General features: G+C 68.7%; 25 protein-coding genes and 2 pseudogenes. 6 read left to right on the top strand and 21 right to left on the bottom strand.

The annotated features are described in order from the left end of the window. Positions 1–75: 75 nt before the first annotated feature. The 7 genes and pseudogenes from ACYUED_RS37710 to ACYUED_RS37680 all read right to left on the bottom strand — a co-directional run. Positions 76–594 (bottom strand): annotated as a pseudogene (locus ACYUED_RS37710) (TniQ family protein); the annotation flags it as partial. A 2-nt stretch (positions 595–596) separates the two neighbouring features. Then, complete coding sequence (locus ACYUED_RS37705) at positions 597–1709, bottom strand: TniB family NTP-binding protein (protein ID WP_491288947.1); 1113 nt, start codon at positions 1707–1709, stop codon at positions 597–599. Between the two features lie 8 nt (positions 1710–1717). Further along, positions 1718–3724, bottom strand: a complete 2007-nt coding sequence (locus ACYUED_RS37700; RefSeq protein WP_491288946.1) for a transposase — start codon at positions 3722–3724, stop codon at positions 1718–1720. 80 nt (positions 3725–3804) lie between these two features. Beyond that, positions 3805–4572 carry a TnsA-like heteromeric transposase endonuclease subunit gene (locus tag ACYUED_RS37695; RefSeq protein ID WP_491288945.1) on the bottom strand — a complete coding sequence of 256 codons (768 nt, stop codon included), beginning with the start codon at positions 4570–4572 and terminating at the stop codon, positions 3805–3807. Beyond that, positions 4569–5423 (bottom strand): hypothetical protein, encoded by an 855-nt coding sequence (locus tag ACYUED_RS37690; RefSeq protein ID WP_491288944.1) that lies wholly within the window; start codon positions 5421–5423, stop codon positions 4569–4571. Before ACYUED_RS37690 ends, ACYUED_RS37695 begins: the two co-directional genes overlap by 4 nt. Positions 5424–5616: 193 nt before the next feature. After that, positions 5617–6492 carry a TniQ family protein gene (locus tag ACYUED_RS37685; RefSeq protein WP_491288943.1) on the bottom strand — a complete coding sequence of 292 codons (876 nt, stop codon included), beginning with the start codon at positions 6490–6492 and terminating at the stop codon, positions 5617–5619. A gap of 181 nt (positions 6493–6673) precedes the next feature. Further along, entirely contained in the window at positions 6674–7879 is a 1206-nt protein-coding gene (locus tag ACYUED_RS37680; protein WP_491288942.1) for an IS110 family RNA-guided transposase, read from the bottom strand. 346 nt (positions 7880–8225) lie between these two features. Here ACYUED_RS37680 and ACYUED_RS37675 point away from each other — a divergent pair. Beyond that, positions 8226–8979, top strand: a pseudogene (locus tag ACYUED_RS37675) (transposase). 60 nt (positions 8980–9039) lie between these two features. Here ACYUED_RS37675 and ACYUED_RS37670 read toward each other — a convergent pair. The 7 genes from ACYUED_RS37670 to ACYUED_RS37640 form a co-directional block, all read right to left on the bottom strand. Next, positions 9040–11178, bottom strand: coding sequence for an ATP-binding SpoIIE family protein phosphatase (locus tag ACYUED_RS37670; RefSeq protein ID WP_046915886.1), 2139 nt, complete (start codon positions 11176–11178; stop codon positions 9040–9042). Between the two features lie 206 nt (positions 11179–11384). Continuing rightward, on the bottom strand, positions 11385–11759 hold the full coding sequence (locus ACYUED_RS37665) for an alpha/beta hydrolase fold domain-containing protein (protein ID WP_233443827.1): 375 nt from the start codon (positions 11757–11759) through the stop codon (positions 11385–11387). A gap of 544 nt (positions 11760–12303) precedes the next feature. Beyond that, complete coding sequence (locus ACYUED_RS37660; RefSeq protein WP_199813412.1) at positions 12304–12576, bottom strand: alpha-L-rhamnosidase C-terminal domain-containing protein; 273 nt, start codon at positions 12574–12576, stop codon at positions 12304–12306. 28 nt (positions 12577–12604) lie between these two features. Then, positions 12605–13219, bottom strand: a complete 615-nt coding sequence (locus ACYUED_RS37655; protein WP_046915887.1) for a TetR/AcrR family transcriptional regulator — start codon at positions 13217–13219, stop codon at positions 12605–12607. A gap of 68 nt (positions 13220–13287) precedes the next feature. After that, on the bottom strand, positions 13288–14169 hold the full coding sequence (locus ACYUED_RS37650) for an SDR family NAD(P)-dependent oxidoreductase (protein WP_046915888.1): 882 nt from the start codon (positions 14167–14169) through the stop codon (positions 13288–13290). Positions 14170–14175: 6 nt separating this feature from the next. Beyond that, positions 14176–15060, bottom strand: a complete 885-nt coding sequence (locus ACYUED_RS37645; protein ID WP_046915889.1) for a short-chain dehydrogenase/reductase — start codon at positions 15058–15060, stop codon at positions 14176–14178. Positions 15061–15072: 12 nt separating this feature from the next. Then, the gene (locus ACYUED_RS37640; RefSeq protein ID WP_046915890.1) at positions 15073–15999 is read right to left on the bottom strand and encodes an alpha/beta hydrolase; all 927 of its coding nucleotides are present in this window, start codon (positions 15997–15999) and stop codon (positions 15073–15075) included. Positions 16000–16209: 210 nt separating this feature from the next. Between ACYUED_RS37640 and ACYUED_RS37635 the strand changes: the two genes are divergently transcribed. Further along, positions 16210–16407: an aldehyde dehydrogenase family protein gene (locus tag ACYUED_RS37635; protein WP_107082347.1), complete on the top strand. Its 198-nt coding sequence runs from the start codon at positions 16210–16212 to the stop codon at positions 16405–16407. After that, positions 16404–16883: an aldehyde dehydrogenase family protein gene (locus tag ACYUED_RS37630; protein ID WP_046915891.1), complete on the top strand. Its 480-nt coding sequence runs from the start codon at positions 16404–16406 to the stop codon at positions 16881–16883. The genes ACYUED_RS37635 and ACYUED_RS37630 overlap by 4 nt, the downstream gene beginning before the upstream one ends. A gap of 102 nt (positions 16884–16985) precedes the next feature. Here the strand turns inward: ACYUED_RS37630 and ACYUED_RS37625 are convergent, their stop codons facing one another. After that, positions 16986–17942, bottom strand: coding sequence for an AraC-like ligand-binding domain-containing protein (locus ACYUED_RS37625; RefSeq protein ID WP_491288941.1), 957 nt, complete (start codon positions 17940–17942; stop codon positions 16986–16988). Positions 17943–18091: 149 nt separating this feature from the next. Here ACYUED_RS37625 and ACYUED_RS37620 point away from each other — a divergent pair, with 149 nt between their 5' ends. Beyond that, the gene (locus ACYUED_RS37620; RefSeq protein ID WP_046915892.1) at positions 18092–18604 is read left to right on the top strand and encodes a 2,4'-dihydroxyacetophenone dioxygenase family protein; all 513 of its coding nucleotides are present in this window, start codon (positions 18092–18094) and stop codon (positions 18602–18604) included. A 42-nt stretch (positions 18605–18646) separates the two neighbouring features. On the opposite strand, the gene ACYUED_RS37615 is transcribed toward ACYUED_RS37620, so the two are convergent. Continuing rightward, positions 18647–18823 (bottom strand): helix-turn-helix domain-containing protein, encoded by a 177-nt coding sequence (locus tag ACYUED_RS37615; RefSeq protein ID WP_189786291.1) that lies wholly within the window; start codon positions 18821–18823, stop codon positions 18647–18649. A gap of 118 nt (positions 18824–18941) precedes the next feature. On the opposite strand from ACYUED_RS37615, the gene ACYUED_RS37610 reads away from it, so the two are divergent. Continuing rightward, a complete protein-coding gene (locus tag ACYUED_RS37610; protein ID WP_306790921.1) occupies positions 18942–19451 on the top strand; it encodes a transposase in 510 nt (169 codons plus the stop codon). Beyond that, complete coding sequence (locus ACYUED_RS37605; RefSeq protein ID WP_050399384.1) at positions 19448–19948, top strand: IS5/IS1182 family transposase; 501 nt, start codon at positions 19448–19450, stop codon at positions 19946–19948. The genes ACYUED_RS37610 and ACYUED_RS37605 overlap by 4 nt, the downstream gene beginning before the upstream one ends. On the opposite strand, the gene ACYUED_RS37600 is transcribed toward ACYUED_RS37605, so the two are convergent. Genes ACYUED_RS37600 through ACYUED_RS37580 form a run of 5 tightly spaced genes read right to left on the bottom strand, consistent with a single transcriptional unit; the run spans position 19863 to position 25196 of the window. Next, positions 19863–20795, bottom strand: a complete 933-nt coding sequence (locus ACYUED_RS37600; RefSeq protein ID WP_046915487.1) for an HAD-IIA family hydrolase — start codon at positions 20793–20795, stop codon at positions 19863–19865. The genes ACYUED_RS37605 and ACYUED_RS37600 overlap by 86 nt on opposite strands. Then, on the bottom strand, positions 20776–22251 hold the full coding sequence (locus ACYUED_RS37595; RefSeq protein WP_046915486.1) for an acetyl-CoA carboxylase: 1476 nt from the start codon (positions 22249–22251) through the stop codon (positions 20776–20778). The genes ACYUED_RS37600 and ACYUED_RS37595 overlap by 20 nt, the downstream gene beginning before the upstream one ends. Continuing rightward, entirely contained in the window at positions 22244–23608 is a 1365-nt protein-coding gene (locus tag ACYUED_RS37590) for an acetyl-CoA carboxylase biotin carboxylase subunit (protein WP_046915485.1), read from the bottom strand. The genes ACYUED_RS37595 and ACYUED_RS37590 overlap by 8 nt, the downstream gene beginning before the upstream one ends. Beyond that, positions 23605–24099, bottom strand: a complete 495-nt coding sequence (locus ACYUED_RS37585) for an acetyl-CoA carboxylase biotin carboxyl carrier protein (RefSeq protein WP_046915484.1) — start codon at positions 24097–24099, stop codon at positions 23605–23607. The genes ACYUED_RS37590 and ACYUED_RS37585 overlap by 4 nt, the downstream gene beginning before the upstream one ends. Beyond that, on the bottom strand, positions 24096–25196 hold the full coding sequence (locus tag ACYUED_RS37580) for a PEP/pyruvate-binding domain-containing protein (protein ID WP_046915483.1): 1101 nt from the start codon (positions 25194–25196) through the stop codon (positions 24096–24098). The genes ACYUED_RS37585 and ACYUED_RS37580 overlap by 4 nt, the downstream gene beginning before the upstream one ends. Between the last annotated feature and the right edge of the window lies 1 nt (position 25197).

Raw genomic sequence — 25197 nt, 5'->3', positions numbered from 1 at the left:
TGTAGGCTTCTTGTTGCCGCCTCCGCGCCGCAATCTGACGCCGCAGGCAGGGCATATGTCGACGAGAAGGCACCGATGGACGGGACATACGGCTGCGATGCCCAGGCGCCACCACACCGGCCATACCCCACTCCCTGAAAGGCAATGTGGGCAGGCACGACTTTGGTAGGCCAGGAACCACTGGTGGCGAGTCAGACGAGGCAGGGTTGTTACGTCGTTTACGTCAAGACGCGAAAATTTGAGGGCAGTTCCGTCATATCGAGCAAGCTGCATCTGTCGCAGTGTTTTGGTGGTCAGCCCAGTCGTCAGCTGCAGGCCAGCCAGGCTGGCCGGTGTAAGGGTGACGCCGAAGAATAGCGGTCGCCTCATTTTCCCTGCCGAGCTGAATTCAAGTCCCAGTGCCCGGGCTGCGATACCCGGCGGCACGTCCAATTTGATCGCAGCGCGATCCACCCAGGAGTGGAACGCCTCGCCTTCCACAGGGGCGGGCACAACGGGAAGGCGGCGGAGCCGCGTCGCGTGAGCTGACAGCTGGGGGTGGTCGGCGCCCCGCCGTCGGGCAGCGGTGGGTCCCGCCAAGTGTGCGTTGCTCATGTTTAACTTGCCGCCACCTTCGATCCTACTGCGGCTTTCTGGCGGCGCTGCTGTACGACTCTCCGGTACGTGGCCTGGGCGTATTCGCTAATCTCGATGCGGTCCATGAGCTTGCGTGTGATCGCTTCCTCCCCGCTCATGACGGCTTCGATTGCGGATTCACGGAACAGATCGGTGAGGGCACAGATGCTGCCATCGGTGCGGTCGTAGAAGTAGGAACACAGCTTCACGAGTTGGCCAGGCCTGTGCCTGTACAGCACGAGAGTGTCCTCCAGTGCTTTGACGGTCTCCGCCCATTCGAGCTTTTCCTGAGCAATTTTACATCCGAACTTGCGGACCGGGTAGCGAGTGTTTCGTCCTGAGGTTTGGGTGGCCCGCGAGGCCGCCTGGCCTTCGAGGAACAGTCCGGATTTCTCAAGGTCGACGCCGGTGTAGACGAACGTTGCCGCGGTTTCGTTGGCGATGTATTTCAAGTGATCGTTGACCACTCGGCCCTCTTTTGCGGACATGTCCAAGAAGTGCACATCATCAATGATCACGAGCTCCGTGCCGACGTCCGACAGGACGGAGAGCACGTGGTTGGTGATGTCGGTCTGCGTATCCCGGCCGCGTTGCACCATGCCGAGGTAGTCGGCCAACAGTACCGAGAGGTCCTTGGGCGTGGCTCTGGCCGGAATGCTGAGATAGACGACGGGTGTGTAGTCGATGATCATCCCGTTGGATTCATAGCCGTCTTGAAACCGCTCCGGGTGCTTGCGGCGCAGCCGCCTCTCATAGCGGGCGGCAAACAACTTGACGAGGGTGGACTTGCCGACAGTGGGAGGGCCGTCGAAGACAAGGCCGGCTCTGGCCCCCGCAGCCCGCCGGGCGTTGGCCTTCATCCTGCGTCCCATCAGGTAGTGCAGACGCTTGACCTGGGAAGTGTCGATGATCGTGAGCGCACTGTGATAGTTGTCGCGATCCTCATTGAGGTCGTCCTTGCCGTCATCCGACAGCTTCAAGTACTCCTCGTACGGCGGCATGACGGGCTGCTCGGGGGCGCGACTATCGCGGTAGCGCCGCCATTCCTCCTTATTGCGGGGTTCGGCTAGGCCGGGGTGTCGGAAGGTGCTCACACAGGCTCCTAGATCGCGTCGGGGTCCCAGACATCTGCGGCCCTGACCTTGCTCAAGTCGAGGTCGCCCCATTCGCCGGGCTCTGTTTCCTCGTCCGCAGCGTCGGGCACGGCGGTCAGCGGAGGGTGGTTGTTGACGGGTGCGTCGTCGCGCTGCACGTCGCGGCTCTGCGCCGCCCCTCGGTGTGCGTCCCGCGTGTGACGCTTGCGGTCGGCAGCGGTCCAGGTCTCAGGCGCGTCTGTGCGGTTCTGCAGGTCGGTCAGAGCCTGAGCTACCGCTTCTTGGTCCTCGGGTGCACGGCCGCGCAAGGTGATGAGCCGTTTCGCCTCCCGCAGCGTGATGTCGGTGAACGGCTGGTGCTCTCCGAGCGCATGCGTCCAGCGCAGTACGTGCCAGCGGCCGTCGGAGGGATCAAGAAAGTAGGCGTGCAGCAGGTTCCGCGGGTCATAGCGGATGGGCCACAGTTCGCCGGGGTAGGGAGCCTTGGCCTTCCGGTAGCGGTACAGGATGTCGGCGTTGTACGTCAGGTGGTTCAGCTCGACCCCGTAGGGGTGGATTACGCGCTTGGCAATCGGCAGCAGCTCGAAGTACACGTTGGCTTCGCGGGGACAGTCCACGTAGCCAGCCGAGCCGAGCGCCATGGCGTACGCCTCGTTCGGGGAGACGCGCAGGTCTGGGAAGCCGTGCAGGGTGAGCCCGCGATGATGTCTGCGCTGGTAGACGGCGATGACGTACTCCGCGAAGAACTCGGTGAGTTCGTCGATGGTCCACCGGGCCTGCTCTTCGGCAGTGCGGCCGCGGTGTGCGACGTTGAAGCCCTTGTAGCCGGCTACGTGCTCGGCGAATTGCTCGCGGATGGTCTTGAAGAGTCTTTCCACGTTCGGCTTGTCAGTGGGTTTGAGCTTGCGCGCGTCCTGAAGGTCGATCTTCCAGCGGGTGCAGGCGCGCCAGACAACGTCGGACTTGTAGGGCTTGCCGTGGTCGTAGAGCAGCGTCTCGGGGTAGATGACCGGCCGAGCGGCGGCCTCGGCCAGACGCTCGTCCACGGTCAGCAGCCGCTCGTATGGGACGCGGAGCATCTGATAGCGCAGGGCATCAGACCAGCCGGGTCGCATCATTTCCGGCGTCATGACGTCGGCCAGCAACAGACCGATGTCGATGGCCTTGGTCCCCTCGGGCGTGAGCCGCCAAGCCAGGAGGGAACGGGTGGCCACGTCGAGGGCGATGGTGAGTTCCACGCGGATCGTGCTCGTGGTACCGGGGTCGTAGGCGAGGACGTCGAGCGGGGTGGTGTCGAGCATGACCACTTCGCCGGGGCGGGTGGCGATGACGTTGCCGAAGGGCCGGTCGGGCTGGTTCGCGGCCGAGGACCGCTGGTAGGCCGGGGCAGAGGGGCTGATGTCCAGCAAGTGGGCGACCGCGCGTCGTAAGATGTCCCGGCTCGGCAGCGCAACGGCACCGGCGCCGTGGTCGGCATCGAGACGGTTCTGAGTACGCCGGTAGAAGCGGTTGCCGATGGTCGCGGAGCTGTCAGCGCGTTCGGCGGCCGCCTGATCGCGAATGGCCTGGACCACACGTGGATCGAGGTTCCTCAAGGGGTTTGGCACGCGGGCCTTGCGCTTGTCCACGAGCCCCCAGAGACCGTTCTCCGCGCGCCGTGCCCACAGCTTCCACATCCACCGTTCCGTCACGCCGAGCTCCTGTGCCTTGGCCTGAACACGGACGACTTGGGGGAGCGCAGGATCGTATTGCGGGCGGGGCTCGTCCGCGGCAGCGCTGAGCGGGTCACCGGAGCGGTAGCCCGTCATGGCCTCCAGTAGATGGGCCTCTAGTTTCAGTGCGGCGTCCTTCACAGCTTTGTCCAGGCTTGCCAGGACGCCGGCTGGATCGGGGTGGGCATCGGCATCCATCAGTGCCGTGGGCGGCGGTTCGACCGCCGCACGGAAGCTGCTGTCAGCGAGCAGGACCGACAGCATGATGGTCTGCGCGCGGCCGTTCTCCGACCGCAGGCGCACGGTGGCACCGTCGAGCCCCGCGACCTGGTGCCGTTCCTCCTCGAACTCGATCCAGTCGGTGACGGCGAGCCGGTGGCTGCTCATGCGGGACTCCGTAGGTCTGCGGCTCGCACATGGGTGTGATCGCGCAGAGGGCGGGTCTGGTCGAAGGCAAGCCGGTGGTGCCACATGAGGTGGTAGATCACGGACCGCGCGAGTTCGGGCACGGGCTGGAAGCTCACCAAGTCGCCAATGGCCACGGATCTTTGGGCGAGTATTAGCAGGCGATCGACGAGAGCCTTCCCGGCCAACAGGGGCCGGCGGTAGCCGGCGAGCCAGGAAACGATGGCCCAGCGCAGCGCATCGGGTTCGCCCACCATGGCGTAGTCCCAGCCGATCCGCTGGCACAGCTCGGCTGTCCGACGGGCCTGGCAGATAACGGCGGGCACTGCCATACGCCCGTCTTCCTTCACGTCCAGCAGCAGCACCGAGCCGTCGCGCCGACGAGCGAAAAGATCTGGCGTGTGCCGCCAGGGGCCCTCAGTATCGTGGCCGTCGATGGTGAAGGGCTGGGCGCTGAATGAAACCACCTCAGGGGCGAAGTCGAGCAGCTTCATCCATTTCGACTCCAGGTACGACTCGTAGTCGATCATCCGGTCTGTCGTCGCCGACCAGTAGTGGCCGGGGGTGTGGTGTTGTCCTGCATGAGAGGGGATCTTGCGGGCGGGGAGTGCGTCCTCGAAGGTCACTGCGGCAGCCTGGGAGGCAGGGATGAGGCGTTCCGTGCCGCAGGGGTCGTAGTACTGGAGGAAAGTTCGGTCGGGAGCGGCGCGCACCGGTCGAAGCGTGCGTCTTCGCCGTGGGCTCATGAGATCCCCTTGTCGGAAAGGTGGGTCGTCCCCCAGACAACGAGGGCAGTAGCGGCTTGCGGGGGCAGACGGGTTTGGAAGCGCCACCAGCCCACGCGTATCGATTCCGCCGTGGCGTTACCCCATTCCTGCCTGTAGGCGGGCGCCTCGTGCGGATCACCACTGGTGAAGCGCTGCCAGATCCAGGCCGCAGCGTGGCGCCGTCGCTGAGGAGTGACGGACATCCCAAGGGGACGGAAGACAGGCGTGAGTACGCCCGCGGGGAGTTCACACAGGTCTGCAAAAGCAGCTCTGCGGGCGGCATAGTCGACCAGCCCGCGTTCCTGAAGACGTTCCGCCACCAGCGTCACCGACTCCCAGAACGCGTCCGCGTCGGAGATTCGCCGGACAGCCTTGGTGGCGGCACGTATGGCCTTGCCGCCGTCCATGTCCAATACCTCCGTGGCGCGCGGCCAACTGGATGCGCCCGCCGGGCGGGCCAGGGCCAGGGCGGTGAACCGCCTTCCCCACAACGGACTGGTTCCGGGCAGATGCGCGGCAACCAGCTCGCTGTAGTCCGCAGCATCAGTGAGATGAGGAACGTGACAGGGACTGATTCCCACTGGTCTGACGGCTGTGAGGGCGCCGACAACACGTGAGGAACGAGGAGCAACGGCAGCCATCATTTCGTTGATGACGGTGGGGCGGCGCATCTTGCGAAGCCGGTCTCCGACACCGGCGGCCCGTTGCAGGTCCGCCAGGCGCCGGGCCCATGGAGCCAGTACTTGTGCACCGCTCTCGAAGTTCGGGGCATCGAGGACAGCGGAAGCCAGCGCCAAATAGGCCATGGCGTGAGCGGCTGTTGCAGGCATTGCTCCGAGGTGACTCGCACTACCGCTGCGGATGGCCTGGCGCCGTCGACGGTCTTCTGCCACCGCTTGGGCCATGTAGCCCGGGAAGACGGAGACATCGGTCTCATCAGAGGCGAGACGGGCCATGGCTGTCAGCAGTCGTAGGGAAGCAAACCATTCGCTCGAGGAGACAGACGTACCTGCCACGGACCCTTCAGCTCCGTCTGCGATGGCAAGTACCCGCAGCTGGAGAACAGCTAAGGAGTCGTTCACGGCTACTGTCGGCATGTCCTTGTACTGCTGCGGGCACAGTCCGCCGCGGCGACCACCACGGGCTGACGGCCCGCCAGGTGGACGATTTGCCGCATTCACCGGGACCAGGCAGCGGAGGCCGCGAGAGCAGGCCACGTTGGTTGCTGTGGTTGCCGCGCCTGAGCCGGATGCCGCACGTGGGGCAGAGATCGATCAGCAGGCAACGGTGGACGGGGCATACTGCCGCGATCCCAAGACGCCACCACAGCGGCCATACCGGTCTCTCTGCAAGGCAGCACGGGCAGGCCCGACTTGACGTGGTCAACATCCATTCACGAAGAGCGACAAGCCGCATCGACGTCCGGTCGCTCGGCTCCAGGCCCGCGAAGTCGAGTGCGGTCCCGTCATACCGGGCGAGCTGCATGGCCTGAAGCGTTCGGACCGGCAACCCTGTCGCATCGCGCAGGCCGCTGAGGCTCTCAGGGGTGAGAATGACTCCGAAAAACACGGGCCGAGTGATTGCCGCGCCTTCGGAACACTCCAACCCCAGTGCGTGGGCAGCCCGGCCGGGAGGAGCGCTCAGCGTGCCCGCAACACGATCTACCCAGGAGGAGAAAGCCTCGCCGCTAACCGGCTTCGGGACGACAGGAAGCCGGCGGGCACGGGGTACGGCAACAGGACTACGCGCAGGCACTTGTGGGATCGTGTGTCTCGCAAGCACGTGCACTGCCGCCAATGCCGCCCCCTCCCACTTGCGCGTCCGTCTCAGGCTCTTTCGGCGGCCTCTCCTGACGAACGCGTGAACACCGGCCCCAGTAGGCCACTTGACGTTATTCATTCCCCGATGTCCACGACGAGAACCCGTCTGAGGTAGTGGCCTCGCACGCGGTGGCCGTCGCCTTTGAGGTAGACCATTCGGTATGGCGGACGAGGCGGTCAACCAATGCAGTCCGAGACCCCGCCTGTCAGTGATTCCCAATCAGGTTTGTCAAGGGCTGCGGTAGCGGACGGTGACCGCGTTATGCCGCTGCGGGGCCACGTTGAGGTGGCTCGACGGTGAAGGTCCGCTGGTCGCGTATGAGGGCCCACAAGACGTCGAGGCGGCGCCGGGCGAGGGCGAGGACAGCCTGCTTGTGCGACTTGCCCTCGCTCCTCTTGCGCTCGTAGAAGGTCCTGGACGTCGGACAGCACCGGGCGGCGACCTGGGCGGACAGGTAGAAGACACGCAGGAGGCGGCGGTGGTAGCGGTGCGGCCGGCGCATGTTGCCGCTGATGCGTCCTGAGTCCTTGGGAACAGGGGCCAGGCCGGCGATGCCGGCCAGGCGACGGGAGCTGCCGATGGCGTCCAGGTCGCCGCCGGTGCAGGCGATGAATTCGGCGCCGAGGAGTCTGCCCATGCCCGGCAGGCTGGTGATAGCCGCAGCGTGCGCGTGCTCGCGGAACCGCGCCTCAATCAAGGTGTCGGTGTGGGCGATCTCTTCGTCCAGGGCCATCACCGCGGCGGCCAGGGTGCGGACCATGGCTGCCGCGGTCCTTTCGCCGGGAATCACCGTGTGCTGGGCCTGTGCCGCCTCCAGCGCGGTGACCGCCACCGTCTGGGCGTTTCGCACCTTGCGGTTCGACAGCCAGCCGGCCAGGCGGGTCTGGCCGATCCGGCGCAGGGCCGTCGGCGTCTGGTAGCCGGTCAGCAGGATGAGCGCGGCCTTGGAGGTGCTGTAGTTGAAGGCGCGTTCCAGCGCGGGGAAGTACTCCAGGAGTTGGGCGCGAAGGCGGTTGATCGCGCGGGTGCGGTCGGCGGTGAGGTCGTAGCGGCGGGCGGTGAGGATCCGCAGGTCGACGGCGATCTCGTCCTGTTCCTGCAGAGGGTGCAGGTCGCGGCGCATGCGGGCCTGGTCGGCGATGACGTAGGCGTCCTTGGCGTCCGTCTTGCCGTCGCCCCGGTAGGAGCCGGAGGCGTGGTGGACGGTCCGGCCCGGGATGTAGAGGACTTTCTGTCCATGGGCGGCCAGCAGCGCGATCAGCAGTGCGGCACCGCCCGCGTTCAAATCGATGGCCCAGGTCACCGGCTCGCCTTCGCTCAACTCGAGGACATCGCCGAGCAGCTCGAGCAGGGCCGTCTCATCGTTGGCCACCCGCCGTGACAGCCTTCGCTCGCCTTCGGCATCGATCACCGTGCAGTGATGCTCGCTCTTGCCCGCGTCCGTTCCCGCCCACAGTTGCGGCACTCGTGCCTCCTCGAGGATCCGTGTTCCTGGTCCCGGCAGACGACCACGCCGACGTGTCCTTACGAAGCGATGAGGTTCGCGCATCCCAATGAGTGGCCGTGTCGTCGCGGGGCGCCGGGCGGCCAATCACTGAAAGCCACATCATCGGCATGAGCTTTTTGAGCCACACCCGGCACCTCTGGGCCTCCCGATCGTACGAATGAGCGGAACGGACCCGCCAAGAAGGTAAGGAGCGTTTTCAGCTCGGCCACTGATCGGGTGACGCTGGTGGTGTGCGCAACGCACGAGGCTCCCGTGCCGTTGGGGGAGGTGTTCGAAGTCTCAACCCAAAGGCACAGGAGCCGCGTTGGTTCCGTATTCTGCCGCGCTCGACCTGCCTCACGCCCTGGCCGAGTGGGTCACCGTCACCATGCTCATCGTCACCCGCGAGGGTGACCGCCGCTGCAAACTCCCGCCGCACCAACGTGCCCTGGTCGGTCTGGTGTACCTGCGTCGGCACGACACTCTGGCGCAGATCGCGGCCGGGTTCGGCATATCCGTCGGCACCGCCCACGCCTACACGGCCTCTGTCATCGATCTGCTCGCCGACCGGGCCCGGCCTGCTCCGTGCCCTGCGTGAAGCCGACCCGGAGTACGTCCTGCTGGACGGCACCCTCGCGGAGTGCGACCGGGTCGGCGACAGCCGAGCCGACTATTCCCACAAACACCGCCGACACGGGGTGAACGTGCAGATGGTCACTGATCCAGACTGCCAGCTGCTGTGGATCTCACCCGCACTCCCCGGCCGCGCCCACGACCTGACGGCGGCGCGCAACCACCGGATCATCCGGATCTGCGAACGCCAAGGCGTCCCAGTCCTCGCTGACCGGGCTTACATGGGAGCTGGCTCATGGGTGACGACACCCCTCAGGCGCCCGCCGGGCCGCGAGCTCACACCGACCCAGCAAACCGTCAACCGCGCGCTGTCCGCAGCCCGGGCCCCGGTCGAGCGCGGCGTCGCACGGCTGAAGTCCTGGCGCATCTTCCGCCGGTCCCGCTGCAGCCCGAATCGAATGACGTCAATTGCCGCTGCCGTCCTCACGCCGGAGCGGCAACGCTGAAAGAGCTCAATCACCCCGATCACGACCGACCGGCCAATTGCCCGTTACTGACCCACGCTCCTAGCCCTCGGCCTCGGCGGGGTTCTCCTCGCCCAGCTCGGCCCAGACCGTCTTGCCTTGCCTGGCATGGCGCGTTCCCCAGCGCTCGGCAAGCTGGGCGACGAGAAACAGGCCGCGTCCTCCCTCGTCGAAGACCCGGGCCCGGCGCAGGTGGGGCGTGGTGCTGCTGGCGTCGGACACTTCACACAGCAGGGAGCGGTCACGGATGAGCCGCAGGCGGATGGGAGGCCGACCGTAGCGGATGGCGTTGGTGACCAGTTCGCTGACCACCAGTTCGGTGGTGAAGTCGAGTTCCTCCAGTCCCCAGGCGGTCAGCTGCCGGGCAGCATTCGAACGGGCTCGGGTGACGGCTGCCGGGTCGGCGTCCACGTCCCAGGCTGCGACCTGGGTGTCCCCGAGGGCGCGGGTGCGGGCCAGCAGCAGGGCGACGTCGTCGTCGGCTCGGCCTGCGGGCAGCAGGGCTTCGAGCACGGTGTCGCACGCGGCCTCCAGCGAGGCGCAGGGCTGGGCCAGAGCGTGGCGCAGGAGGGTGAGGCCTGCCTCGATATCGCGGTCGCGGGCTTCGACCAGGCCGTCGGTGTACAGGGCGAGGAGGCTGCCTTCGGGCAGGTCGACCTCCGCCGCCTCGAACGGCAGGCCCCCCAGGCCCAGCGGCGGGCCGGGCGGGAGATCGAGGAGCTCGACGGTTGCGTCGCCGGTCACCACGGCGGGCAGCACGTGGCCCGCGCGTGCCAGGTAACAGCGGCCGTCCACGGGATCGTAGACGGCGTACAGACATGTGGCACCGATGTCCCCGGGCGCTTCCACGTCCGGGTCGGCCGAGACTTCGGAGGACAGCCGAATGACGACGTCGTCCAGATGTGTCAGCAGTTCCTCGGGAGGCAGGTCGATGTCGGCGAGGGTACGGACCGCGCTCCGCAGGCGCCCCATCGTGGCGGCGGCGTGGATACCGTGACCTACCACATCGCCCACCACCAGGGCGACCCGGGCGCCGGACAGCGGGATGACGTCGTACCAGTCGCCGCCCACACCGGCCTGGGCACCGGCGGGCAGGTAGCGGCAGGCAACGTCGACGGCGGACTGCTCCGCCGTACGACGTGGGAGGAGACTGCGCTGCAGGGTGACGGCCGTGGCATGGGCGTGCGTGTAGCGGCGGGCGTTGTCGATGGCCACGGCCGCCCTGGCCGCGATCTCCTGGGCGAGGATCAGGTCTTCGTCGTCGAACAGGTCGGGGTTGCTGTGACGGGAAAACCGCGCGACACCAAGGGTGGCACCGCGGGCGCTCAGCGGCACCACCAGCATCGAGCGGGTGGGGTGGCTGACGAAGGCATCGGCCGGATCGGTCGGCGCCGCCGTGTGCCGGGACGGCTGACCGGTGGCCAGGGCGCGAGCCGAGGGCGATCCGCCCGGGCAGGTGTGGCGCTCCCCCAGCCGAATCGTCGGCTCCTGACCGCCCCACGCCGACGACGCCTGGGCAACCCGGTGCAGTACGAGCTGACCCGCCGCCGGACTGCCGCCCCCGTGGACCACGGGGTCGAGCAGGTCGACAGTGACGAGGTCGGCGAAGTGACCGATGGCGAGATCCGCCAGCTCCTGGGTGGTGCGAGCGATGTCCAGGGTGGTCCCGACGCGTTTGCCGGCCTCGTTCACCAGGGACAGCCGCCACTGCAGTCGCCGGTCCCGCTCCTCCTGGTACGCCGTGACGCCCTGCTCAGATGTGTGGTCGACGTATCCGCTTGTCGCCAGCAGCCAGCGCGACGCCGCACTGATCAGCTCCGCATTCTTCGTCAGTCGCGGCATTTCCGCGAGCAGTCTGTCGAGGACGATGCGCTGACCGAGCCGGTAGGCCCGCAGCATCACACTGACGGGCGTACCGCGCCGCGCCAGCCGGCGTGCGCGTTCCATCTCCGCGGCCGGCGGTTCGATCTCGCTCGGCTCGATGCCGTATTGCAGGCCCCGCAGCACGCCGACGACGTTTTCGGTGACGCCCTCGGAGGTCCTACGGGCGAGATCCGGGTCGTTCCACAGTTCGGGAACCTCATGCCGCAGGCACCGCACCACGTCGGCGATCAGCTCGTCCGCCTTCGGTCCGAGCTCGCCGGCGACCCGGGACACAAAGCTGGCGGCCGTGTACTCCACACTTTCGACTCTACGCCGAGCGGGCGACCCGTGAGCGGTCCGGCGTGACGAGCTCCCGCGCGAGACGGCGCACGCCCCGGCCGTCCGCCGGACCGCGGCGTACCACACCGCCGTCAGGGCCGGCACGGCGGCGGGCTGGGCCCGCCCGGGCGGGCCGCTGTTACTCAGGTGGGCCACAGCGGCCGCGAAGCCGGACGCTTGCCAAGTCACCACAGAGCCGGGCGGACCATGCGGCGTTCACCACGGGCTTCCCGCATCTGCCGAAGCCGGGGGAACAAGCGGACCACGCCGGCGAGCCGACCGTCACCGAACCGCGGACGCACACACTCCCCGGCCACCACGATCCTCGGAGCCGTCTCGGCGGCCAGGTCGTAGGCCGCCAGGCAGTCATCCAGACCGGCGGGGAAGGGGTTCTCGGGCGCGAGACGGTATGCGCGGGAAGCAGCACGCGCGCGCCTGCGGCCAGCGCCACTTGAGCGCCCAGGAAGCGCGCCCCGGCAGCGGATCCGACCCGGAAGCCGCCCCCGTGCAGGTCGAGGATGACAAGGTCTTCGGGGGCGCCCTGCGGTGTCAGGAGCCACGATCCGGGCCGGAGTTCCGCGACCTCCTCATGGGTGGGCGACTCCCACCATTGGCTGGTACATGCCGGCGAACGCGTCCACCCCTCGCGTTCCGACGCGAGGCTCACGGGGCCGTTGGTCCGGGCCGACTCCTGATGCCACCCATCCATCAGGGCGAACGTGGCGCTGGGCATGGTCGTGCTCCTCACTGTCCCCCGAGGGGGCTTTCAATGGAATCGGCCACGGCGGCCGGACGTACCGGCGAGCCGATGGGAAAGACGTCAGACTCCGCACAGACGGGATAGCCGGTCACTCGAGCTCAGGAGACTTCGGTACCGGCGGCCAGCGTGGTGAACCGCCCTTCCAGGTCGGCCAGGAAATTCTCGCCGTCGGGCAGCATTCCGGCGATCGCCTGTACGGTGGTCCGGCCGGAGCTCCGGAGCCGCTCTCGACGAACTCTGCGGCCTCCGGGAAGTACGAGACGAGCAAGTCCTTGAAGACACGGACCGCATCTTCGCGGTCCATGAGTTCCCCCATCGTCATGTCCAGGGACAACGGTGCCCGCTCAACCGTGTGTGCCCCCAGCGCCACTGTCCACGTGTGCCTCCCGGAGCCCACCTCGATGACGCCCCTGCCGTCCGGCAGGACAACGTCGGCCGTGGTGTTCGGAGGGACGACGTGGCCTCCACGGTGAATCACGCCCGGAGAGCGCCCAGGACACCTCGACGGTGCCGTACGGCGTGTGCAGACGTGCTCCAGCCTGGGTGATACCGCCACCCGGAAGGGGAGCGATCCGCAGGCGGTGGTGTCCCGGCGCGGCGGGAGCCAGGCCGGCCACCGTACGGTGGCACGGCCCCGGGCGGACTTCAGCGGGCGAGCAGTCCGCGCAGAACCACCCTTTCCACAGCTGCGACGAGTTCCGTCACATGGGAGGCGTCAGCGCGGAGTCGGTCCGCGCGCCAGGAGAGGCCGAGAACGCCGTTCATGGCAGCCCACAACGCGGTGGCGGTGGTGACGGGATCGAGGTCGGCGGCGAGCGAGCCGTCGGCCACCCCGTCGGCCAGGGCGGCGGCGAGTTTGGCGTTCTGCTCGTCTACGAGCGCGGCGACCCGTTCCAGGGCCGCGGGTTCGTCCGGCGGCTCGGCCAGCAGGCGGAACTGGTGTGGGCGCTCGGCGGCGAAACGGACGTACGCGGCCGAGGCGGCCCTGATGCGTTCCACGGGGGTGCCCGGGGCAGCGTAGGCGTCGTCCATGTAGGTCCGGTTGTCCTCGAGTGCCCGCTCGGCAACCGCGATGAGAACGGCCGCGCGGCCGCCCACGCGGTTGTACACCGTCTGCACGGCGACATCCGCGCGTTCGGCGATGCCTTCCAAGGTGACCGCGTCGGGGCCTCCGGAGGCCAGCAGCTCCTCGGCGGCGTCGACGATGGCCGCACGGGTTGCCGCGGCCCGACGTGTCGTGCGTGTGACCTTGATTGTCATGGTCTCCGCTACTTTACGTGGTGCTTGAAACGGCCGGACCCCCTGGGCCGCTTCCTTCAGCCCGGAATTCAGCGGGAACCGGCCTGGTGGCGCTCATGCACCGCCGGGTCGTGCCAGCCCGACGCCGAGGCGAGGCCGTGGGCGCGCTGGACCGTCTGAGGGCGGAAACCGACACGTTCGAGTATCGGCCGGAACAGACCGGGAGCGTTCGCGGTCAGGGTGAGGGACCTGGGGACGACGACGCGGTCCGCACGGCGCTCGATGCCGCGGACGATACCGGCGATGACCTTCTCCAGCGGCACCATCTTCCACAACCCCTTGGAGTTGCCGCCCCAGAGGGCGTGCCCGGCCGGGTCCGCGGTCACGTCGTCCATCATCGGAGTGCGGAAGAACGTGGGGTGGGCGCTGCCGACACCGACACCCAGGTGGCGAACCTCCAGGCGAAGGCTGTCGCACATCGCCCACACGCCGGCCTTGCTCGCGGTGTAGGAGATCTGGAGCGGCGAGTGCACGAAGGCGGCCATGGAGGAGATCGCGAGGAGATAGCCGCGTTGGGCCTCGACGTGGGGCAGAGCCGCACGGAAGGTGCGCCAGACCCCGTTGAGGTTGACGTCGATGACACGTTCGTAGGCCGACGGGTCGATGGTCGCCATCGGGGCCATGGTGTCGATCCCGGCGCCTGCGATGACGATGTCGAGGCGCCCGAAGTGCGAGGCGGCCTCGTCCATGGCTTGCTGCAGGCCGGCGAGGTCGCGTACGTCGGCGTGCCAGCCACGGGCGACTGTTTCGTCTCCCAGGTCCTGCGCTTGGGCAGTGCTGGCCGCGAGGCTGAGGTCGAGCAGCGCGAGGTTGGCGCCGCGCCCGCGCAGGGCCTGGGCGAGGGCGGCGCCCAGGCCGCCGGTGGAGCCAGTGAGGACGACGGTGCGCCCGGCCAGGTCGTAACGGGTCATGACAACCTACCTCGGTGAGTCGGTCTGCGGGGACTTGCCTGTGGGGCGGGCGGATTCCTCGAGTCGGCGCAGGAGTCGGCGCAGTTCGGGGTGGCGTTCGGCGATGAGATCGGTGACGGGGTTAAGGACGCCGCGCAGGGCCGAAATCGGTACCCACCTGCGGGGGACCATGACACGGGCCGAGCGGTTCTCGATGCCGCGGACGACGGCGTCCGCGACGCGCGTGGGGGCGATGGCCTTGCCGAGCAGGGACGGGAAGGCGATCTCGCGCATGCGGGTGGTGATGTCGTTGCTTCCGAAGGCTGCCCCAGCGATGGGCGTGTGGACCCAGCCGGGGTAGAGGACCCCGGCGCTGGCGCCGTGGATGCCGAGTTCGGCGCGCAGGGCGCGGCCGAATTGCTCGACGCCGGCCTTCGACATGGCGTAGGGGGCGTTGGTCATACCGTTGAAGTAGGCGTACACCGAAGCGGTGACCAGGACGTGCCCGCGCGCCGCGATGACGTGCGGCAGTGCGGCGCGAACGGTGCGCCAGACGCCCAGCAGGTCCACTTCGACGACGCGCTCGAACATGGCCGGGTCGATGGTGGCGATCGCCGCCGGCGGATCGGCCGCGATCCCCGCGTTGGCGAAGACGACATCCAGGCCGCCGAACCGGTCGACCGTACGGTCCACCGCGTCGGCCAGTGCGGCGCTGTCGGTGACATCCACCGACAGCGTCAGTGTCCTGTCGCCGCCGAGGTCGCGGGCGAGGGCCGATGTGGCGTCGATGCCCCGGTCGGCGAGGACCACGTTGGCTCCGCGCGAGTGCAGCGTGCGGGCGGTGGCCGCACCGATGCCTCCGGCTGCGCCGGTGATGAAGACGGTCTTCCCCGCAATCGGGTAGGTGAGCATCTCGTACCTCTTTCAGGGTGTCGTGGGTCTCGGGGCTTCACCGGGTGCGGAGCCGATGGGGACGTGCCGCGTCAGGAAGGCGAGCTGGTCCGTGACAACGCGTTCGAAGGGCTCGCCGAGGTAGATGTCGAAGTGGCCGTCGGGGTAGAGGCGGATCTCGCCGCGCGGGGCCCTGCGGGCATGGCGCAGGGTCGGCCGCGCGGGGGCCACGCTGTCGTGCTCGCATACGCAGAACAGCACCGGGCATGCGATCTTCGCGGTCCGGCGGCCCGGCCGGTAGCGGAGGATGTCCAGGGCGAACCGCGCCGCAACCTGGTTAGAGAAGGGCACGTCGTTGGGCACGAGGGCCAGGTAGCCGGGCTCGGCGTCCGCAGCGGTCATCAACGCGGCGGATCCGGGCGGCCCCGCCGTCGCGACCATGACGGGAGGGCGCCCGAGGCGGGCGCCGACCATGTCACGGACCGCGCGGGCCATCACCTTCACCGAGGTGTCCGGGCGCATCGCCAGGGCAGAGGCGACACCGTCGGTGAACAGGCCCTGGGCGATGACGGCGGCGACGGCCGGGTCCTGGGCGGCTGTCGCCAGGACATGGCCGCCGCCGAAAGAGGTGCCCCACAGCACCACGCGCCGGGGATCGGTCTCCGGCCGGGAGCGCGCGTACGCCACGGCGGCCCGCCAGTCCTGGAGCTGTCGTCTGATGCTCAGGAGCTGTCGCGGCTGACCGCCGCTGGCCCCGAAGTGCCGGTAGTCGAACACCAGGCACGCGTAGCCGGCGGCGGCGAAACGCTCGGCGTACGCGTCCAGCCGCATCTCGCGGACCCCACCGAGACCGTGTGCCATGACCACCACGGGGCGCCGACCCCCGCCCTCGGGCAGGTACAGCCAGGCGTGACACTCGTCCGGCCCCGAAGGAAACGTCACATTCAATCGGTCGGTCATCGGACCTCCGTAACACGGCTCGCATCGTTGGGCTCGCGGATACTTGGAACTACTTCCAATGTTGGAAGTTAATCCAACATTGCGGGGCTGTAAAGCAAACCGACGGCAACGAACCCGTCACGTCTCCGCTGGGTTCTGAGCCACGCCCTACTTCAGCGCCGCACCGGGCGAAGAACGGCCGACGGTCCGTGCGCGGGGTGTGTCCGACAGGTGATCGCTCGGGGCCAGGCCGAGCTTGTGCCCTTTGTCGTGCCGAGGGGGCGGCGCAAGCTTGCCCGCTATTTTTTGGGGGGCGGACGAGGTTTGTGGGACGCAGCCCGCGAGGCGCGCCTGATCCCGCCGACGCTGCTGATCGACGTCCCCGACGACGCGGAGATCACCCGCGAGGAGATCTTCGGACCGGTGTGACCATCCACCCCTACGACGATCTGGCCGAGGCGATCGCGTTCATCAACGACCGTCCGGCCGCTCTGGCGGCGTATTGGTACGGCGAGGACGGCGACGACTTCCGCCGCTTCCTGCAGGACACCACCTCCGGCGGTGTCACCCGCAACGACGGGCTCCTGCACGCCTCCCTCAGCAACGCCCCGTCCGGCGGAGTGGGAGGCTCCGGCACAGGCGCCTACGGCGGCAAGGCTGGCTTCGACGAGTTCACCTACCGGCGCACCGTGGCCGCCCAGACCGGCCCCCAGGGGTTCACCGACGGGATGGTCGGCTCCGCGCTGCTGCCTCCGGAACTTACAGCCGGGATCGACCAGGCCATCACCGGGGTCGCCGTTGAAATTCGGACCCGACCGGCTAACCGATCTAGTCGGCGCATGAAGGCAGGGCCTCGCGGTAGCTCGGGGGTGTCGAAGCCAACCCCGGACCGGTCGCCGACCTGATCGAAGAGGCGGCCGAGGCAAGCGCCTGACAGCGGGTGGCCACCATGGTCATCACTGTCATCCGACCGTGCAAGCGCCGGCCGGCGATCGTTCCCACCTGGCTCAGCCCGCGAGTCTTCTGCGGTACTCGCGCGGGCTGAACCCGTGGCGGTCCTTGAAGGCGCGGGTGAAGTGCGAGGCGTCCTTGAAGCCGACGGCGTAGGCGATGTCCGTGACACTGCGGCCCGCCCGACCCGGGTCGGCGAGCAGCCCGGCGGCCCTGTCGATCCGCCGTTGCAGGATCCAGCGAGACGGTGAGGCGTCCTCGGCTCTGAAGATCGCGTGCAGGTAGCGGACGGAGATTCCCAGCGCTCGGGCGACCATGGCGGGCGACAGGTCGGGGTCGGCGATGTGGTCGTTGATGTACCGGCGGGCGCGGTCCATATGGGCTGCTCTGGGTACGCCGAGCCGGGCGCCTGAATCGGTTCGCTCGGACAGAGCTGTGGCCAGCAGCTCCAGCAGCGTGGCGCCGATGCGTGCCCTCGCGTCGGGAGACAGACCGGCGGAGTGGGCGGTCAGAGAGTGGAAGAAGGGCGCGAAGAGCGCGCCCACCCCGTGGTCGCCCGGCACCATGGTCGCCATCGCGTCCCGCGCCAGCGGGCAGTGCGCGTCGAACAGCGGCCTGGGCACCTTCAGCACCAGCAGTTCGAACGGGTCGGCGCAGACGATACGGCAGGGCCGGGCACTATCGTAGACGGTGAAGTCGCCTGGGCGCAAGACCGCGTCCCGCTCCTGCTGCGAGACCGTCACACAGCCCTGGACGGCCAGGTTGACCAGGAGGTCGTCCTCGCCCGATCTCCGGATCAGCGTCGGGGACCGGAACACCGTGTGGGGGTCGGAGACCACCCTCGCGACGCCCAGGTCTCCGAGCGTCTGGGCCGTGACCCTGCCCCGGAACCCGGCGGACGTGGGCTGCGGCACGTCCATCTCGTACTGGACGAACGTCGTGCAGACCACCTCACGCCAGTAGTCGAGCCGAGCTCGGCCTTCGAGTGGCGCCGTGGAGAAGTCGAGCGTCATACCGGTGCCACCTCACTGCGCACCTTCCGGGGACCCGGTCGTGGGTGCGCTCAGGTTCAAGTAACCGTGCGGCCTCAGTCAAGCCCCCGCCGCAGGTCGGACCGTACGTTCGCACCCACAGACCCACCCAGGCAATGAGGCAAGGTGACATGACTACGTCCGAAGAGATCATGGCGCAGTACGTCGCGACCGAGGCGCGCGTGGACCGCATGCGGGACAAGTACGCCTTGGAGGAGGGGTACATCAGCGAGGACAGCAGCCCGTGGGTGCCGTTCGTGCCCAACGTGTTCATCAAGCACCTCACCTTTGATGTCCGCGGCAGCAGCGCCGCCAACGTGCTGTGGGTGCAGGAGGGCGGCACGCTGGGCCGCCACCGGCATCGTGGCCCGGTCTCCGGCTACGTCCTCGAAGGCAGCTGGCGCTACCTGGAGTACGACTGGGTCGGGAAGCCCGGGGACTTCGTCCGGGAGAGCCCGGGGCGCAGCCATACCCTCTACTCCGAGCACGGGATGAAGACGATGTTCTGGCTCAACGGTCCGCTGGAGTTCCTCGACGAGGAGGACCGCGTGATGGAGACGGTGGACGTGTTCTGGTTCATCGATCACTACGAGAACTACTGCCGGGAGAACGGTCTGAAGATCAACGAACGTCTCTATCTCTAAGCACGCCGATGCTTTCCCGACCCTCGCCGACGACGCACCCGGTCAACCGCGCCAGCGGATCACTTCGGGGGCGGCGGCCACGGCGGTGACGTTGTCGGCAAGGGGGCGGGGCAGCAGGTCGTCGGCGGGGGTCAGACGGCGCAGCACGGTGTTGCGGTGAGTGAAGAGCCGCTCGGCGGTGCGCGTGGTGCTGCATTGCTCGCGGAGGTAGGTGTCCAGGGTCGGGCGGGTCTCGGCATCGGCGTGCAGGAGTGAGCATGCGCTGGGTGAGGCCCAGGTGGCTGCGGCGGAAGCCGTCGATGTCGTTTCCCGGTCGGCCCACCGATCAGCAAGTCACATGCCCGCAGGGGCAGGTCAGGGCGCGAGTTCGCCTCGCTGTCCGGTTGGCCCAGGAAGCTGGTTCGGCGAATCCCAGGCTGGCAGGCGCGCTCCTGGGCACCTCATCGCGCCGGTGGAGTTCAACTCGGCTGCACCGACGTGTGATTGTGTCGCTCACCGGTTCGGGAATGCGGCCGATCATCAGGAACGTGTTCGGCGGTATCCCTCGGACATGACGGACGCGGAGTGGGCCGTGGTCCGGCCGCTGCTGCCGGTGCCAGGCTGGCTGCGGGGGCGGGGCGGCCAGCCGGAGGCGTACTGCCACCGGGCGATGCTCGATGCGATCCGGTATCTCGTGGACAACGGGATCAAGTCGCGGGCGATGCCCGGGACTTCCCGCTGTGGGAGCGGGTCTATGCGTTCTTCCGTCGCTGGCGTGACCATGGTCTGGTCAGGGAGTTCCACGACCGGCTGCGCGCCCGGGTCCGAGAGCGGCTGGGCCGGGATGCGGAGCCGACGGCCGCGGTGATCGACTCGCAGTCGGTCAAGGCGGATGCCGTCGTCGGATCGGACAGCCGTGGCTTCGACGGCGGCAAGCTGGTCAACGGGCGCAAGCGGCACGTCGTGCTCGACACCCTCGGCCTGCTCCTGGCAGTGGTGGTCACCGCCGCGGATGTCGGCGACCGCACCGCCGCGAAGGTCCTGCTTGAGCACGTGGCCGACGCGCACCACCGGTTGGCCCTCGTCTGGGCAGACGGCGGCTACACCGGCAGCCTCGTCGAGCACTGCCTGGCCGCGTTCGCCCTGGTCCTGGCGATCGTCAAGCGCAGCGACGACATGCGAGGCTTCGTGGTGCTGCCCAGGCGGTGGATCGTCGAGCGCCTCTTCGCCCAAAGGACTCCGGGATGGGCGCTCGGTCGCAGGGAGGCGGTCGTGGTGGTCATGTCGGTACGGGTCCGTTCTCGATGGGGTGGGAGTTCAGGGCGGGCAACAGGGTGGTCAGCCCGCCCACACCCTCGACGGTGAGATGCGGGCGCTGCTCCGTGGGCAGCGTGGCGAAGTGGTTCGCCGCGTGGATGCCGGTGGTCACCGCGATGCCGAGAGCCCCGGCACGCCGGGCCATCGCCATCTCCAGTTCCGGGTCGTCTCCGACGACGGCGAGGTGTTGCGGGGCGACGCCCAGTCGGCGCGCGGCGCAACGCAGGCCGGTGAGTGAGGGCTTGCCCACGACCTGTTCGGTGACGCCCGTGACACTGCTGATCATGGCGCAGATGGCCCGGGACGTGCCCAGTGCTCGACCGTCGGCGCTGGCGAAGAACACCGACTGTGAGCTGCTGTACAGGGTGGCGCCTGCGAAGACGGCGTGGCAGGCGGCTTCCAGGTCGTCCATCGTGAACTCGCGGTACCAGCCGACGAGCACGGCGTCGGCTTCCGGCTTGCCCTGGGGCCCGACGATCTCGATGCCGGCTTGGCGAAGCGGCTCCTTCAGGCCGTCGCCGCCGAGCACCAGCGCGCTGCGGTGTCCCATGGCCAGGAAGTGGTCGACGGCGCTGGTCGCCGGAGTGAGCATGGCGTCGTCCGGCAGGTCGAACCCGATGCGGCGCAGCGTCTCGGCGTAGGCCGACGGAGTGCGCGTGGTGCCGTTGGTGAAGGTGACCCAGGGCAGGCCGCGGGCGGTGAGGTCGGCCGTGACTTCCAGGGCTCCGGGGAGGGGAGTGAGCCGGTGGTTGCGTCGGTCGCCCAGGACCAGCGTGCCATCCATGTCGAAGACGACGCCCCGGACGGCCCCCAGAGGGCCAGTCAGGTCGTCGATCTCATCAGCCGTTTCGGCGGTTGCGCAGGCGGCAGCCTCGTCAGACGGGTCGGCGGTCACGGTGCAGCTCCAGTCGGAAGTCGGGCCGGTCGAGAATCAGTTCGGGTGTCGCCGGGCGTGTCCGTAGGCCTTGGAGCAGGTCGAGCACCGGTTTGACGTCGGGGTTGTAGTGCCGTCGGGCCGGTTCGGCGGCCACCATGGCGTCCACCTGCTCGGCGGGCATGGTGGCCCGTAGGAGCAGTTCCTCGTCGCTGATGCCGCGCGGGAGGCGCCGGCGCAGTTCTGCGACGGTGGGCGGGGGCGGTTCGGCGGCGAGTTCCTTCGCTCGTGGCCGGCCCAGGATGCGCTCGGCGACCTGCGGGTCCACGGGGGCGGTGGGGCGGCCGAAGCGGCCCAGCACGTACCGGATCACCGGGTCGGAGACGTTCTCGTAGCGTTCGGTGCCGATGACGTTGTAGAGGGCCTGGGTGCACACCATCTGCGGGAACGGGGTGACCATGATGGGGTGGCCGAGTTCGGCGCGGACGCGGGTCACCTCCTCGATGACCGCGTCGAAGCGGTCGCTGAAACCGAGTTCGTCGAGCTGCCGGTGCAGGGTGGTCATGACGCCGCCTGCGACCTGGTGGCGCATGAACGCGGCGTCGTAGTCCCGGGGGCCACCGACGGGCAGCCCCTCGGCCGCCGCCAAACGGTCGAAGTAGTCGGCGACCACGCCCAGCAGCCGGTCGTCGACGTCCACGGTGTGGCCGATTTCGCGCAGATTGGCCACGACCTGCTGGGCGTTGGGCAGGGACGTGCCGCCCGCGAGGGCCCCGCAGGCCACCTGCAGGGCCTGTACGCCCAGGTCGGCGGCCTTGAGGTAGGTCAGGCCCGGCAGACCGATCGTGCAGTGGGAGTGCAGCTCCAGCGGTGTGCCGGCGAGGTTGCCCAGGACTGCCGGGATCAGTGTGGCGGCGCGTTCCGACGTCAGCAGCCCCCCAGGATCCTTGATGTAGACCCGGTCGATGTCCGGGCAGGCGGCCATCTGCGCCGCGAGCGAGGCGTAGTGGGCGTCGTCGTGGACGTCGCTGACCGTGAAGGTCAGTGCTCCGACGACCTCGGTGGCCCCAGCTGCTCGGATCATGCGGGCGGACTCGCGTACGGCGTCCATGTCGTGCATGGGGTCCAGGACGACGTACCGGGTGACGCCGTTCACCACCAGCCGGTCGTAGACCAGTTGCATGAACTCGGGATGGGCGACCTCCCAGGAGATGAAGCGCAGCCCGGTGCCGATGAACTGCAGAGGGGTGTTGGGCATGGCGCGGTGCGTCAGCCGTATCCGCTCCCACGGGTCCTCGCGGTGGGTGCGCACCGCCATGCCCATGTGGGTGCTGGAGGTGTAGTCGAGGGCGCGGAAGCCGACCCGGTCCAGGACCGGCGCGATCTGGAGGATCTTGCCGGTGTCGAGTCCGGTGGCGCTCCACAGGCTCTGGTTGCCGTCGCGCAGCGACACGTCGACGAGCTGGATGTCAGCCACGGCTGCTCCCTACTGGAAGGTCCCGCAGAAAGCGGGTGAACCAGGCGGTGTCCACGCCACCCTCGGCGAACTCGGCCTGTGCCAGCACCTCATGGTGCAGCGGGATGTTGGTGCTGACCCCGGCGACCGCACACCGGGCCAGTGCGGCGCGCAGCCGTGCCAGCGCGTCGGCGCGGTCCCGGCCGTGGACGATCAGTTTCGCGAGCAGCGAGTCGTAGTACGGCGGTACGCTCGCGCCCGCCTGGAGGTGTGTGTCGATCCGGATGCCGTCACCGAGTGGCCAGACCGCCTCGGTCACAGTGCCGGGGCTTGGCCGGAAGTCGCGGGCCCAGTCCTCGGCGTTGATCCGGCACTCGATGGCGTGTCCCGTGAAGCACACGTCCGCCTGTCCGAAGGAGAGCGATCGCCCCTCGGCGACGGCGAGTTGCTCCGCGACGAGATCGAGTCCGGTGATGGCCTCGGTGACCGGGTGCTCGACCTGGATGCGGGCGTTCATCTCCAGGAAGTAGAAGGTGCCCCGGTCGACGTCGACCAGGAACTCGACCGTGCCCAGGCCCCGGTACTCCAGATGCTTGCCGAGGGCCACCGCGGCACGGTGCATCTCCTCGCGCAGGACCGGGTCGAGAGCGGGCGCGGGCGCCTCTTCGATCAGCTTCTGGTAGCGGCGCTGCACGGAGCAGTCGCGGGTGCCGAGGTGGACGACGTTCTCGCCGTCCGCGATGAGCTGGACCTCCACATGCCGCCCGGTGGCGACGAAGCGTTCGAGGTAGACGCGGGGGTCACCGAAGGCGGCGCCCGCCTCGGCGACGGCCAGGTCGACGGTGGCGGCCAGGTCCGCCGGATCGTGCACCTGCTTCATGCCCCGGCCGCCGCCCCCGCCGACCGCCTTGATCAGCAGGGGGTAGCCGATCTCCGCGGCAAGCCGGGCCGCGTCGGCGGTGTCCGCAAGCGGCCCGCCGGGTACCACGGGCAGCCCGGCCGCCACGGCATGCCGACGGGCCTCCAACTTGTCGCCCACTGCGGCGAGTTGTTCCACCGTGGGGCCGATGAAGACGATGCCGGCCTCGGTGCAGGCCCGGGCCAGCCGCTGGTTCTCGGAGAGGAAGCCGTACCCGGGATGGATGGCGTCGGCGCCGGCGGTTTTCGCCGCCGTGAGGACGGCGTCCACGTCCAGGTAGCTGGCCGAGGGCGGGGCGGGGCCGAGGCGCACCACCCGGTCGGCCAGCCGTGCCGGTACGGAGTCGAGGTCGGCGTCGGAGGCGGCGAGCACCGCCTCGATGCCGAGCCGCCTGCACGTACGGATGATGCGCAGGGCGATTTCACCCCGGTTGGCGATCAGAACGCGTCGCAGGATCACGGCGCCGCTCCTGCCGCCTGTGTGTCGATGAACATGAGCACGGCACCCTGCTCGGCGAACTCTCCGTCGCCCAAGACGATTTCGGCCACCGTGCCGGAGGCCTCCGCGTACACGGAGTTCATCAGTTTCATCGTCTCGACGATCCCGACGACCGTGGTCTCGGTGACCTCGTCCCCGATCTCGACGAAGGGGGCCGCGCCGGGTTTCGGCGCCCGGTAGAAGGCACCGGGCAAAGGTGTACGGACCCCGGTCAGACCCTCGCGGGCGGGCTCAGTCTGCTCGTCCGCAGCTGCCACGCCCTGGACCGCGGGTACTTCACGGCCATCGACCAGCACCGGTTCGGCTGTCGTGCGCGCGGACTGTGTCCACGCGCCGTCGTCGCCACGGCAAAGCGACAGTTCGAACCGACCCGTGCGCAGATGGAGGCGGTCGACCTCCATGCCGTCGATGATCCGCAGGATGTCCTGGACGTCCTCGCCGGTCAGGTTCACTTCGTACTCCCACCGGGGCCGGAGCCCGCGCCGCCGAGCAGCGACAGCACGTGGTCGAACGCCCTGGCCTTCGGCGAGGCCACCGGGGCCTTCTCCCTGCTCGCCCAGACGGTCTCGGGACGGCTTTGGAGCAGGTAGATGTTGTGGCCGGGTACGAGGTTGCGGGAGATCGCCCACTCGATGTCCTGCGGTGCCCCGTAGTGGGACTCGACCTGCCGGCCGAGCCGTACGAGTTCGTGGATCTCCTCGTCGGACAGGCAGGGTTCGTCCCGGAGGTATTCCGGTACGTCCTCCTCCAGCACACCGGAGCCGCTGGGGTCCATCCGGTGCTGTCGCAGCTTCGCCGAGACGGTACGGGAGCAGATGTCCCCGGTCACCTTGCTGACCACGTACTTGTCGGGTGTCACGTCACCGCTGACGAGAGCGGACCCCAGGCCCCAGGACGCTTCCAGGGCGACGACCGAGCGGTCCCCGGTGAGCGGGCTGCGGGTGAACATGACGCCAGCGCAGCGCGGGTCGATCATGCGCTGGACGACGACGGCCATGGCGAGGTCGTGTTCCGGCAGGCCGAGGCGACGCCTGTAGCTGACCGATTCGACGCTGTAGAGGCTGGCCCAGCAGCGGCGGACGTTCTCGACGAGGGAGTCCTCGCCGCGCACCCACAGGTAGGTGTCCTGGAGGCCGGCGAAGCTGGCGTCCTCCGCGTCTTCGCTGGTGGCGCTGGAGCGTACGGCGACGGGGGCGGGCTCACCCGGGGTGTCGGACTCGCTGTCCAGGTCGCGGTAGCGGCCGCGGATCGCCGCCGCCACCTCTTCGGGCAGTTCGGCCGCCTCGATGCGCTCCCTGACGGGTGTGACCACGCGGGTGATCGCCTCGGTGTCCTCGGAGTCCAGCGCCTCGATGGCGGTGCGGATCTCGCCGTCCGGGTCGAGGGTGGCGAGGAAGGCTTCGAAGGCCGTGGTGGTGACGACGTAGCCGGGCGGTACGGGCGCGCCGGCGAAGGTGAGTTCGCCGAGGCTGGCGCCCTTGCCGCCGACCGTGGGCCGGTCCGTCAGCCGCAGTTCTGCGAACCGGTGGACATGGGGTGAGGTGTTCATT

The sequence above is a fragment of the Streptomyces sp. DF42 genome, assembly GCF_058267695.1.
The sequence above is the reverse complement of the archived record's forward strand: the minus strand, read 5'-3'. Positions and strand labels throughout refer to the sequence as shown.

Excerpts from the sequence above, each read along its gene's own strand:
- ACYUED_RS37695 (WP_491288945.1), bottom strand. The coding sequence starts at position 4,572 with ATGAGCCCACGGCGAAGACGCACGCTTCGACCGGTGCGCGCCGCTCCC.
- ACYUED_RS37645 (WP_046915889.1), bottom strand. The coding sequence starts at position 15,060 with ATGCTCACCTACCCGATTGCGGGGAAGACCGTCTTCATCACCGGCGCA.
- ACYUED_RS37580 (WP_046915483.1), bottom strand. The coding sequence starts at position 25,196 with ATGAACACCTCACCCCATGTCCACCGGTTCGCAGAACTGCGGCTGACG.
- ACYUED_RS37620 (WP_046915892.1), top strand. The coding sequence starts at position 18,092 with ATGACTACGTCCGAAGAGATCATGGCGCAGTACGTCGCGACCGAGGCG.
- ACYUED_RS37655 (WP_046915887.1), bottom strand. The coding sequence starts at position 13,219 with ATGACAATCAAGGTCACACGCACGACACGTCGGGCCGCGGCAACCCGT.
- ACYUED_RS37625 (WP_491288941.1), bottom strand. The coding sequence starts at position 17,942 with ATGACGCTCGACTTCTCCACGGCGCCACTCGAAGGCCGAGCTCGGCTC.
- ACYUED_RS37640 (WP_046915890.1), bottom strand. The coding sequence starts at position 15,999 with ATGACCGACCGATTGAATGTGACGTTTCCTTCGGGGCCGGACGAGTGT.
- ACYUED_RS37685 (WP_491288943.1), bottom strand. The coding sequence starts at position 6,492 with ATGAATAACGTCAAGTGGCCTACTGGGGCCGGTGTTCACGCGTTCGTC.
- ACYUED_RS37610 (WP_306790921.1), top strand. The coding sequence starts at position 18,942 with ATGCCCGCAGGGGCAGGTCAGGGCGCGAGTTCGCCTCGCTGTCCGGTT.
- ACYUED_RS37650 (WP_046915888.1), bottom strand. The coding sequence starts at position 14,169 with ATGACCCGTTACGACCTGGCCGGGCGCACCGTCGTCCTCACTGGCTCC.
- ACYUED_RS37690 (WP_491288944.1), bottom strand. The coding sequence starts at position 5,423 with ATGCCTGCAACAGCCGCTCACGCCATGGCCTATTTGGCGCTGGCTTCC.